Raw genomic sequence first — 11,713 nt, forward strand, 5'->3', positions numbered from 1 at the left:
TTGGTTGGGCTGCTGTCTTCCAACAACAATTCAACCAGATACGCCGCCAACCTTCAAACCACTCAAACACCAGATTCAGTCATAGCTCTGCAGTCAGTTGATAGAAGTAGATATCTTGAGACCTTTAACGATGTTCTAGCTATGACCAACCAGACAGAACAATACTCAGATAGAATACTCAAATTTATGAACTTCAGGAGGGACAACTTCCATGAGACATACTGGATTGGTAAGACACCTGGAGAGCAGTAACAGTAGCCCCCTACCTGAGAACAGCAACAGTAGCCCTCTATCATTACTAGGATGAGTTGAGTTTAAGCTTGGCTATAGGCTTGCTAGATGACCTTAACGTTCACTTGCTGGTACTGGTTGCCAAAATTAGCTAATGGCCCTGAGTGAAGCCCTTTCGGCCTGTGAGGGGTTAATGAGGGCCTGTGCGTGCTATTCTTCGTGAGATAAGCTGGCATATAGTCTGGTGAAGCCACCATAACATTGTTCTGTCCAGATTCCCTAACATAGAACTCCACCTGTCGTTGTAGTCAGCATACATACGTCTCAGCAAGTTCTCTTTGGCAATCTGGCCCAAAGGTAGCGTCAGAGGAATAATTCCAACAAGGCAATCATACTAGAAAAAACCTCCAAAAAGGGTATGGACTCTCGATCAGTTCGCTTACACATTTTTCATTCGATTATCTATAAAATAAGAAGGATCACGCCATGTCAGAGCCAGTAGTTGCGCAAAAATCGCCATACGCCATAGAAGTTGAAGCTGGGAAAAGTTACTTCTGGTGCGCCTGTGGGCAGAGCAGCAAGCAGCCGTTCTGTGATGGAAGCCATAAAGGTACGAATTTTACACCCGTTAAGTACACATCAGAAACGGACAGTAAGGTCTTCTTTTGTGGCTGTAAGGCTTCGGGAAAGGCACCAGTTTGCGATGGCAGTCACTCCAAGCTCTAATTTGAAGCTGAGCAATTCTGTAGATGGTATGCAGATGGTATGCAGATGGTATGCAGATGGTATGCAGATGGTATGCAGATGGTATGCAGATGGTATATGGGCGCGATGTTGACTGTCAGTTGGATAATCACCCCACCGCTATAGCAAATGAGCCAAATATATTCTACTGTTGTCACCCATAAAATACTACAAATAAAGAATTTGGAGATCAAATGTCGATTTATGATAAATTAACCAAAGCACTGTCTGACCGAGACATCGATGCGTATGCGGAAATCGTTCACAAAGATGCTGTCATCGTCTTTCATAAATCAGGAAAAACATTTTCCAAGACTGAGTGGATATCTATGGTTTCAAGTATAATAGACAATCCAAAATTTATATATGATTCATCACGCTGTGTTTATGAAAATGATGAAATCTTAGTTTCACATGATTTTATGTCTTACCCAGACGATACTAAAGAAGCTGTCATGCACGTTTACACTTTAAAAGACGGAAAAATGATCCGTATAGAAACTGGTGCTACGCCTCTGGATTGAAGGCGTAAATAGATCATACCGTACGTTAACTTATTAATTCCCATAAAGCCGATAGAGCATGACAAATAACAATGCGCTGGGCCCCGTAGGATAAGACACCTGAGGCCTAGCGCGAATAGATCATTAGGTGATCGTTGTGTTGACTTGCTGGGTTGGGTGGGTAAAATGTACAAAGGTAACTGTGCGGCGCTTTTTCGGCCTGTGAGGGGTCGCTGAGGGCCTGTTTTGCTATTCTTCGTAATACCACCAATCAGTCACAGCGAAAATCTTGAGCATATCGTCTAGCAATGACGTTAGAGGTCTTGATTATCAATTCCCGCAATGCAGATCGAGTATGACAAGTAAAAATGCGCTGGGCTACGTAGCGGTGTTTGTCAAAGGTGTTGTCCGCCAATTTCATGCAGCGTCTCTGATTTCAGAGGCGCTGATTTCGTTTTCTGGGTTCAGCCAGACGGGTCCTGCTGGTTGCCAGTTTCGGGTTTTTCCTGACCAGCGTTGCGGGTTTTGCGCGCGAGCAGTGGCATAGAGATTGGCACGATTTGTGAGCGTTGCACGATCATGACCTGCGTGGCGCGCATTCGGCGTGACGAAGCGGATGGCGCTGTGCAGGTGTTCACTATTGTACCAACCAGCGAAGGTTTGGACCCAGGTTTGAGCATCCGCCTTGGTGGCAAAGCCCTTGGTCGGCCAGTCCGGGCGGTATTTGCAGGTTCGGAACAACGCCTCTGAGAAAGGGTTGTCGTTGCTTACGCGAGGGCGACTGTAGGAGGCCGTGATCCCTAGTTTTTCCATCGTCACCTTCATCGTGGCGCCCTTCATAGGACTGCCGTTGTCAGCGTGCAGAACCAAGGGGCGCAACTGACAGCCCTCCGCTAGCACTGCTTGCCGGATCAGAATGGCAGCCAGATCCGCACTTTCACGCTCATGGACCTCCCAGCACACGATCTTCCGGCTGAAGATGTCCACGATCAGATACAGATAGAAGAACATGCCTGCGACAGGTCCCGGCATCCAGGTAATGTCCCAGGTCCAGACCTCACAGGGCGCACTGGCCTGATAGCTTGTGGGCTTCTTACGCTTGACTGGGGACTTGGCTCGACCCCGGTGATGCTGCAATCCATTGGCGCGCAAAATGCGGTAGAAACTCGATTCCGAGGCCAGATATCGACCCTGATCGGCTAGCTTTGGCACAATCTGACTTGGGGGAAGGCTAGAGAACTCCTTTGAATTACAGACATCTAGAACAGCCGCGCGTTCTGCCGTACTCAACGCGTTTGCTGGTTCCGCACGCGGCACGAGGGGGCGCTTATCAGGGCGAACCTCGCCGTCTTTTGTCCAGCGCCGCAGAGTGCGTTCGCTGATTTCCAACTCGGAACAGGCTTTGGCGCGCCGCGCTCCTGCGGTGACGGCCTCATTGATCAGAGCAACTGCGGTTTGGCGATCTGGGGTGCTGATCATGCGTCCTCTCCGTCCCCCCAGATCGCTGAGGCCTTTTTTCGCAGAACAAGCAGTGCTGCAGTTTCGGCCAGTGCGCGATCCTTGCGAGCAAGCTCACGTTCCAAATCTTTCATCCGTTTCTTGTCTTCCTTGGTCGCACGCACAAGACGTGCTGCACTCGTGCGGTCCCAGTCGTTGGCCTGCTCGCAAGCAACTCGCCACATGGCAATCTGCGCCGGGTAAAGGCCGCGTTTGCGGCAGTATTCGGCTAGGTCAGCCTCGTTCAGCGCAGCAGTTTCCAACACCGCCGCAAACTTGTCACGTGAAGACCAGCCCTCAGGGCTCGCATCAGCGTCAGGCAAAAGCTGCCCCTTGTTGCGCGCCTGAGCACGCCAAGAGAAAAGCGTCGCCTCCGAAATCCCTTCCTCCTGCGAAAGCTGCCGAATGGCCACGTTGTTCGGCGGAAGCATCCGTTTCAGCACAGCTGCTTTTCGTTCCAGTGAATATCCCATGTCATTGTCCTAATCCGCCCACCTGAAAATTAGAGAAAAATAGAGCAGCGGACAACATCCCTGACAGAGGGGGGGGGTAGGGATTATACACCTGAAGTCCAGCGCAAATAGCTAGGAATCGGATCAACCACCATGAGCGCCTCAAACAGTGCCTTTAAGTTCATCAAAACATGTCTGCGGGAAACGTGTGAGTTAGACGTGTGAGTTAAACGTGTGAGTAAGCTCTTTCAACTCACACCACCATACCCCTTATTTTACTAGTGATTATAGCAATAATGGTATGATGGCGGAGGCTCAGTCCCCCGTACTATTATCTGCAGAAATACGACAACCTCTTATTTGGTTGGCTAAAACAGCATATTTCATGCACTTGATACATTATCAGACCTATTCAGACCTGCTGTAATCTGCTACTTTGTTGTGGGTAGCGTTGTGGGTAGGGATAGATCATCATGGCTTTTCTGAAATCGGCACGGGGCGTAGAGACAGTCACTGACGTTGGCTATCACCGCTGTGACCCGGGCCTATATCTACAGGTTGCCAGTGGCGGCACCAAATCCTGGCTGTTTCGTTACAAATCGCCGGTTACTGCCAAGCAGCGTGAGATGGGTTTGGGGGCGCTTAGTTTGGTATCACTAGCGGTGGCACGGGACATGGCCTTGGAATGCCGCAGGCAAGTTCTAAGCGGTTTAGATCCACTAGAAGAACGCGAGAAGGTCAAGCGCGCAAGGCAGTTGGAACAAGCACGGTCAATAACGTTTCAGGAAGCCGCAGAACAATGCATCGCCAGTAAAAAGCCTGAGTGGAAAAATGCCAAACATGCTCAGCAATGGGCTAACTCGCTCACGACTTATGCATACCCGGTCTTTGGTAACCTATCCGTTTCCGATTTAGATACGGATCTCGTCTTGAAGGCTATCGAACCAATATGGATATCCAAGGCTGAGACTGCCAGTCGCGTTAGACAACGTATTGAAACCGTCTGGTATTGGGCACGCGCACGGAAGTATGTCGAAGGTGAGAACCCTGCCCGACTACGCGGCCACCTTGATAAAATCCTTGCCAAGACTGCCAAAGTAAAACGGGTCAAGCATCACGCAGCGGTGCCATACAAACAGATAGCTACGTTCATAATAAAGCTGAGAGGCCGCAAGGGAAGCTCAGCTTTAGCGATGGAGTTTATGATATTGACTGCAGCACGAACAGGCGAGGTCCGTGGTGCGAGATGGCAGGAGATTGACCTCACCACCAAAGTATGGACCATTCCAGCAGATCGCATGAAAGCAGGCAGGGAACATCGAGTGCCGCTCTGCAATCGTGCAATGGAAATCCTTAACAGCATGAAATCTAACCGAAACCCAGACGATTTTGTATTTTCCGGTTGGAAGGCTGGGACCGGGCTAAGCGATGGGGCCATGCTCGCCCTATTGAGGAAGATGGATGTGGGGCCATACACACCACATGGCTTTCGCAGTACCTTCAGAGACTGGGCGGCGGAGGAAGCTCATCAGTTCTCAAACGAGACAATTGAGCTAGCACTCGCCCATACTATCAGGAACAAAGCTGAGGCCGCCTACCGGCGAGGAGATCAGTTGGAGCGACGCAGAGAGCTTATGGGCGCTTGGAGTGAGTACATTGGTTGAACACGCCGGCGCCAATAAAGTCCACCTGGTTTTGGTGAACAAAAAGTCTGGGAAAGTTGCGTCTTCCAACACATGGCTCTTAGCTCTCGCAGCACATGCTCAAATTCTTAATGATACAAGTGGCATTGCCGGCTTATTACCTCAAAAAGAAGCACTGAAATCACTAGAGAAAAATACAATATCCGTAAAAACTATCAGAGGATTGAAGGGTGGAAAGCTAACTGAAGACGTTAGGAATCAGGCGAAAGCGTTTCTTCCTAGACTGGCCGATTTATTCATAGAGAACCCCCAAAAAAACAAATCTGTCACTCGGACCTACTTCTGTTCTTGGATAACACAGCAGTTAGCTGAGCCTTCATCAGAAGCGTATAACGCAGCTATTTCGAATGGGTTAGAAGACCTCATATTCAGTCCACGATCAGTTAGGTGGTGGATGGGTCAGTTAGAAAAAACGCAGAGTTAAGCACCACAAGCTCCAATGTCTCCAGAACGACTGTGGATATCATAGGAGTTATTCAGATATGCAAACCGTTTCAAATATCCGCACACTGCGTATGAAAGACCTTCCCTCAAAAGTAGGGTTTCAACCTTCCACAATCTACGGGCTGGTTGCACAAGGCAAATTCCCCAAACCCTATAAGTTAGCTCCAGGCGGCCGTGCTGCGGGATGGCAAGAGACTGAAATCGACGCATGGATTACTGCGCGCGTGGAGGAATGCAAATGACATGTCAGGCACAAAATGAAGATGTCGCATTGGCTGCTGCTAGCTGGAGCGCGATGGGCGTCGAAATAGTACTTATGCATAATGGCAAAAGAGCAGTTGATCCTCGCACAAAAACAGAGCGTGGGGACGCATACGCTACATATCAGGCCATTTTGAAGCACCCCCAAAAGTTGGGTATCGCGGTAAAAACTGGCCCCAAATCTGGATTAGTAGCCCTGACAGCTTACACATATGAGCCTGGTGTTGGCATGCATACTTTAGAAGACCAGGGCTACTTCTGCCCATGTTGCGACACTCTTATCAGACATGAAATTATTGTTAATGGAGTGTCAGAAGGGCGTTTCCACACATGTCTGTTCTACTCCGGAAAAGACCAGTTTCTTGAAGGTGGTTTGGATCTGTTTCCTGGCGTTTTCGTCCGGAGGTCCGGTGAACTGATTTCCATCCCACCTACGGTTGATAAGTTTGTTTTAGATGAACAGCAGCATATGAGGTCGTGCTACGAACAGCAGGACGTATTGGCTCCAGCCGGGATCACAATAATCCCAGACGGTTTACGCAAGATAATCCGGGCGGCAGAGCGCCAGTCCCTTACAGCTAAACGTCAAACGCAAGGGAACGGTGGCGTTCGCAAAGAACTTTATGACACCGTAACCGAGGGAGGTAGAAATAATGCCCTTGCTAGAAGAGCCGGGTTTCTGATTCGCGTTCATAAGCTCACTGAAGAACAGCTTCTTGAAGAGCTTATGATAATCAACCAACGCTGTTGTAAGCCTCCGCTTGGCTTCTGTGAAGTTCGGAACACTGCCCGTTCCATCTTTAAAAAGCATAGCCGCCATGGTTGAGGGGACATCAATCACTGCACGTCTTGAAGCGGACAGCAATGCAGCGCGGGAGGCGGCCGATCTTGCGGCGGCTAATCTTGAAATGTCGCGGCAGTATGCAGACTTTGGGGGCGCTTTTCACCTGTTGAAGTTTGACAGGAAGGGAGAAGCTAAGCCAATCCGGCTATGTAATTTTACCGCAGAGATTGAACGTGAGGTCGTCAAAAATGACGGCCTGACTACATCCCGCCACTTTAAGGTATCGGGCAGACTGGAGACAGGTGAGGCAATGCCCACCATTGATGTTCCTGCATCTGAGTTTGACCGCTTAGACTGGCTTCCCACTTCGTGGGGAGCTAGCGCACAGATTACCGTGGGCAGTCGCTTCAGGGACCATGTCGTAGCCGCCATCAAAGAACGGTCCAATCCGGAGATATTGCAACTTTGCCAACACGCCGGCTGGTCCCAATTCAATGATGAGCTGTTATACTTAACCCACACAGGCGGAATCGGCACAAAAGGTCTTAATCTCGATGCGAGTTGCGAGCTACAGGGACCACTGGGTGATTTCAGTCTACCCGCGCCCGTTGATCCTCGGACCTTGGATCTCGAAGGAATACTGGAAGCATTTTGTCACTTGCAACGAGATGGCGTGGCACTTGTGCTACTTGGCGCTGTCATGCGGGCAACCCTGTGCCACTTTCAACCGGCGACCTGTTCAGTTTACCTACAAGGCACGACAGGAACGTTCAAATCCGCTGCAGCTGGCGTGCTACAGGGTTTTTGGGGCCCAAAGTTCGACGGAGCACATCTCCCTGCGAATTGGTCAAGCACTGGAAACGCTCTTGAGAAGACAGCCTTCTTAGCAAAAGACTGTCTCCTAGTTGTCGATGACTTCGTAGCACGTGGGACAAAACAAGAAGTGGCCAAAACCCATACAAATGCTGAGCGGCTACTCCGAGCCCAGGGCAACCAATCGGGCCGAAGCCGAATGACCTCCACGGCCGAAATCAGAAATGCATTTTATCCGAGGGGCATTATTCTAGCGACTGGTGAAGATATTCCAAACGGTCATTCACTTCAGGCACGGTTAGTTATCATCAATATCGCCCGAGGAGATATAGACACCAAAGTTTTGAGCAGACTGCAAAAACTTGTTCGTGACGGTACTCTGGCCACGGTCATGGCCACCTTTGTCCAATGGCTGGCAGCAGAGGCCAAGGCTAATAGGCTACTTGAGCTTATTGAAATCACATCGGAGTGCAATCGTGCAAACATAGGCACTGGTGGACATGCAAGGATGCAAGATAATCTCGCCAATCTTTTAACTGGGCTGCGCGCGTTTCTCGATTTTGCTGGGAAGGCTGGCGAGGTTAGCTCATCAAAAACCGCGGCCTTTATGACACTCGGTACAAAAGCGGCAGGCAATTTGGCATCCTTGCAAACATCTATCGACAAGGAAGCGTCAGACGCACAACGTTTTGTAGAGCTCATACGTGTAGCTGTCTCTAGCGGAAAGGCGCACATCGAAGGCAAGCATGGCGGTGAGCCTTCAAATTCGCGGACTTTGGGCTGGCGGCGGGTGGAAACTCATACAGGGTTCCGCAGCGAAGCTATGGGAAGCAGGATTGGCTGGATCGATCAGGATACCATTTATATTGAGCCAGGCGCATCATTAAGCGTTGTCAAAGCTATTGCTTCATCTCTGGACAACCATCTCGGCTCCAGTCAGCTAGCGATCGGGAAAAGCCTACGTGAGGCGGGCCTCCTCACTAATTGTGATAAGGGACGCAACACTGCAAAAGTCAGTCTGCTTGGCGCTAGACGCAATGTTTACGCTCTAAGTCTATCACATGTCTTCGATACCGACGAAGGAGTGGTTGAGCCCAGTAGCTACCCGGCTGATGACATCCCCTTTTGACTTCTGACTGTCCCAGTGTCCCGGCTGTCACAGGAGTGTAACAACACCCCTCCTAAAACTGTTTACCCGTAAAGACAGATTTATAGGTAGGTTAGTTATACAACTGTGACACCTGTGACACCTAGCGTTAAGTCATTTCACCAAAAGCATTTTATAGGATTTGCAGAGGTGAGACAGGTTGGGACACCTGGGACTTCCAGCCATCCGCGGGCGAAGAAGAAAGGTTGGTCTGAACGCTGGACTTATTTGAACTGGTCCCGCCAGTCCTTGTCCAAGGTCCCCGCTGCGATGGCATCCTGCTCGATGTCTCGCAGCTCGGCTCGGATCTCCCGTCCAACCTGAGCTCTCAGACGGGCCTCCACCCGCTTTTCCTTCGTCAGTCGTCCGTGCGTAGTGTGAAGGACCGCGATCCGCGCCCTGCCTTCCTCGGTCCTTGGGCCAGTGGAAGCCCCTCCATGGAGTTTACAGCGCCCCACAGGCAGCCTAGCAGGCCGCTGGCATGGCGTACCCTTACGTGTTTTTGCGCCGCACCGTTGGCCAGGCCAATTAGGACCAAACCGCCATGGAATGCCATTTTCGAGGTTGGTGTTTGTCATGTTAAAATCTCCACCATTTATGGGGTTTTATAATACCCCATTTTGGATGGTGTGACTAGGCATGCGTGGCTTGGTCCACGGACCGCGGTCCGAGCAAAATCATCCAACGCCAACTGAGTCCAAGCAGCGCTGAACGCGGACGTGGATGCGTACTCAATTGTCCGGGGCCCAAGGTTCTTGGTTCCCAGTCCATGGGTCTAGACAAGATGGTGCAGCAACCCCGGGCCAGGTTTGATGTAGCGAGATGAGGAGTGTTTTGTCATTCGACGAGGTTACAAAGTCGCTCTATCCGCTTCAAGCGAGTTTTACCTGGCAGAGCCACGTAGACAGTTGCGGCTGCGCTATCCCAGCGCGACAGGTTCACCGTGGGGCGTTGAAAGATAGGCCTGCTCCCACGCATCGCGCATCTGTACGACGTCCTTTGGCAACGCGGCACCTGTTTCGGATAAATACGCCTCTAACGTTTCAAGCCATGCGCTAAAGTAATCGTCACCGCCATTCAGATCTTTATCCACGCCTTGACGCTTCAGGGTTGCGCTAAAGCGATCCGCCCAATCAGGCCACGCAAAGTACCCCGCCTCGTTCAAATGAACAGTCAGGGCAAACAACTGTACGTGCCACGGAGCCTCAAACACAGGTTCGCGGGCGCTCAAGATGCACCACTAAGATAACTTTGCCACAAATCCAAGACGACCTCGTCTTTAGGGTGCTCAGGGTTAGCCCACAACTCCGACGCCGAAAAGGCGACCGCATAAAGTGGCTCCGCAGCGTCACCCAAACGGTGTGCACTGCTGTCTGGTAATATATGTGTGCCATGGATCATCACGATACGCCCCACTGCCCCAGCGACATATGTGGGCAGCCGCGTGTGCCCACCGTTCACATGGCGGTTGCCATTGATCTTACGGGTGCGGACCGTCTCGCCAACGTTGTAAAAAACAGGCACATCACTGGGACGATCAGCAGGACCACCAGAGGCCAAAACCCCTGCAACCTTATCCGCGTCCATCCGCTTAGCTGTCAGATTACTTGATCCAATCGCACGGCCTTTCTCCAATTCTTCACGACTTAGGATATTAGTGTCCACCAACAGCCCAGCCAAACCCGCCATCCATTTTTCGTAATATGACATGGATGCGTAATCGACAGGCGAAAGGCATTCTCGACCATGACGGCTAATATCGATATTCCATTTTCCTAAGGCACCAGCGGCCAAAGTTATGGCCAGCGCGCGGCCATGCCACTTTTCATGAAAAACGGGATCATCTTCAGTCTCGGGCACAATCATACCATCGCCAAAGCGGCCACCCATATCGTGAACGCGGCTCATGGCGCGATCGCCAATCCTGTGCCAATCATGCTATCGCGGGTGATCAGGCCCATCAACGCGACCTTATCCATTCCATCCGTGCCCTTAGGACGCTGTGGCAGCACCAAATAACGAATCTCAGCAGTGGAATCCCAAACGCGCACAGCCTTTTCACTGGGCAAGGTCACGCCAAATTCAGCCAACACCCTGCGCGGCTCTCGGACAGCGCGGGCGCGATAAGCATCTGATTTATACCATGCAGGCGGGATGCCGAGCAAAGGCCACGGGTAACAGCTGCACAACGTACACACGACGATATTGTGCACCTCGTCTGTATTCTCTACCACCACCATATGTTCGCCTTGCCGGCCATAATAGCCCAACTCAGACACCACAGACGTCGCATCACTTAGCAATGCGGCCTTGAAGGTAGGGTCAGTCCAAGCGTTTGCGACCACACGGGCGCCATTGCGCGGCCCAATCTTGGTCTCGTAGGCTTCAATGATTTTGTCCAACGCCGCGGGGTCAATCAACCCTTTTTGGGTCAGGATGGTTTCAAGCGCCTTGACCCGAAGAGCAGGGTCAGAGGGTAGCAATGTGTGCGGGTGATCGTGATCAGTATGGTCATGAGGCATAGGCTGTTCATAAAAGGCACGCTGCCTTCTGTCTAGTGGGATGCTCTCAGACTAATGAGAACAAGCATCAAATTGCTGCCACAGCCTAAATCTATGCGCTCAATAATTGACACCACTCAGCAAGAGCAGCGGCACGGGTTGGCTTGAAATTGGTACGTGACTATCCATGGCATAGGCATCCAAACAAAACCCCCACCCAATGAATCCACCACTCTAATACTAAAGGCCCAGTGTCCAAGGCGCAGGGTCCCTGATCCGGGGTCCCCGGTCCTATGTCCTGCGGCTCAACTGTAGCAATTAGGCACATTAACCCCTGCCGTTAATTCTTGCTCCACGGTCCTTGGACCGTGGTACCGCTGGGTGTACCAAAACAAGGCCCTTGCGTCGTGCTTGCGGGCTGCTAACATACTGTTATTGCAATGATTGCACTCGGACCAAGGTCCCTGGCAAGGCATCGAACCCCTCTTCTGGGCACCATTTTACCAAGATCCGTGGATCAAGTACCTGATTTGCAAGGAACACGGACCGTGGTCCACGGATATCGCTGCAAGACATTGCAACAAAGCGGCTTACGGCCTAAAGCCGCCGTTAGCCGCCCTGTTCGGATGCTGC

The 11,713-nt window shown here is 51.1% G+C and carries 12 protein-coding genes; 7 read left to right on the forward strand and 5 right to left on the reverse strand.

The features are described 5' to 3' along the window. The first annotated feature begins 717 nt into the window (after positions 1 to 717). Both OA238_RS30305 and OA238_RS14350 read left to right on the forward strand, forming a co-directional pair. Entirely contained in the window at positions 718 to 957 is a 240-nt protein-coding gene (locus OA238_RS30305; protein ID WP_083906744.1) for a CDGSH iron-sulfur domain-containing protein, read from the forward strand. Positions 958 to 1,169: 212 nt separating this feature from the next. Beyond that, a complete protein-coding gene (locus tag OA238_RS14350) occupies positions 1,170 to 1,499 on the forward strand; it encodes a nuclear transport factor 2 family protein (protein ID WP_015495722.1) in 330 nt (109 codons plus the stop codon). Positions 1,500 to 1,895: 396 nt separating this feature from the next. On the opposite strand, the gene OA238_RS14355 is transcribed toward OA238_RS14350, so the two are convergent. Then, positions 1,896 to 3,448 (reverse strand): IS3 family transposase gene (locus OA238_RS14355; RefSeq protein WP_245581321.1). Its coding sequence is split into 2 segments (ribosomal slippage): positions 1,896 to 2,980 and positions 2,980 to 3,448, totalling 1,554 coding nucleotides; the frame shifts between segments, so codons are not numbered across the junction. Positions 3,449 to 3,900: 452 nt separating this feature from the next. Between OA238_RS14355 and OA238_RS14365 the strand changes: the two genes are divergently transcribed. The 5 genes from OA238_RS14365 to OA238_RS14385 are packed head-to-tail and all read left to right on the forward strand — an operon-like array spanning position 3,901 to position 8,561. Further along, a complete protein-coding gene (locus OA238_RS14365; RefSeq protein ID WP_015495723.1) occupies positions 3,901 to 5,091 on the forward strand; it encodes a tyrosine-type recombinase/integrase in 1,191 nt (396 codons plus the stop codon). Next, positions 5,084 to 5,554 carry a hypothetical protein gene (locus OA238_RS14370; protein ID WP_044036895.1) on the forward strand — a complete coding sequence of 157 codons (471 nt, stop codon included), beginning with the start codon at positions 5,084 to 5,086 and terminating at the stop codon, positions 5,552 to 5,554. Before OA238_RS14365 ends, OA238_RS14370 begins: the two co-directional genes overlap by 8 nt. A 58-nt stretch (positions 5,555 to 5,612) precedes the next feature. After that, complete coding sequence (locus OA238_RS14375) at positions 5,613 to 5,816, forward strand: helix-turn-helix transcriptional regulator (RefSeq protein WP_044036896.1); 204 nt, start codon at positions 5,613 to 5,615, stop codon at positions 5,814 to 5,816. Further along, on the forward strand, positions 5,807 to 6,661 hold the full coding sequence (locus OA238_RS14380; RefSeq protein WP_015495724.1) for a primase alpha helix C-terminal domain-containing protein: 855 nt from the start codon (positions 5,807 to 5,809) through the stop codon (positions 6,659 to 6,661). The genes OA238_RS14375 and OA238_RS14380 overlap by 10 nt, the downstream gene beginning before the upstream one ends. After that, the gene (locus tag OA238_RS14385; protein WP_245581322.1) at positions 6,606 to 8,561 is read left to right on the forward strand and encodes a DUF927 domain-containing protein; all 1,956 of its coding nucleotides are present in this window, start codon (positions 6,606 to 6,608) and stop codon (positions 8,559 to 8,561) included. Before OA238_RS14380 ends, OA238_RS14385 begins: the two co-directional genes overlap by 56 nt. 242 nt (positions 8,562 to 8,803) lie before the next feature. Here the strand turns inward: OA238_RS14385 and OA238_RS34520 are convergent, their stop codons facing one another. The 4 genes from OA238_RS34520 to nthA form a co-directional block, all read right to left on the reverse strand. After that, positions 8,804 to 9,157 (reverse strand): HGGxSTG domain-containing protein, encoded by a 354-nt coding sequence (locus tag OA238_RS34520; protein ID WP_015495726.1) that lies wholly within the window; start codon positions 9,155 to 9,157, stop codon positions 8,804 to 8,806. Positions 9,158 to 9,498: 341 nt separating this feature from the next. Further along, a complete protein-coding gene (locus OA238_RS14395) occupies positions 9,499 to 9,810 on the reverse strand; it encodes a nitrile hydratase accessory protein (RefSeq protein WP_015495727.1) in 312 nt (103 codons plus the stop codon). Beyond that, a complete protein-coding gene (nthB, locus tag OA238_RS14400; protein WP_015495728.1) occupies positions 9,807 to 10,487 on the reverse strand; it encodes a nitrile hydratase subunit beta in 681 nt (226 codons plus the stop codon). The genes OA238_RS14395 and nthB overlap by 4 nt, the downstream gene beginning before the upstream one ends. Beyond that, positions 10,484 to 11,101 (reverse strand): nitrile hydratase subunit alpha, encoded by a 618-nt coding sequence (gene nthA / locus OA238_RS14405; RefSeq protein ID WP_015495729.1) that lies wholly within the window; start codon positions 11,099 to 11,101, stop codon positions 10,484 to 10,486. Before nthA ends, nthB begins: the two co-directional genes overlap by 4 nt. Positions 11,102 to 11,713 lie beyond the last annotated feature (612 nt).

This window comes from Octadecabacter arcticus 238 (genome assembly GCF_000155735.2).
GTDB lineage: Bacteria > Pseudomonadota > Alphaproteobacteria > Rhodobacterales > Rhodobacteraceae > Octadecabacter > Octadecabacter arcticus.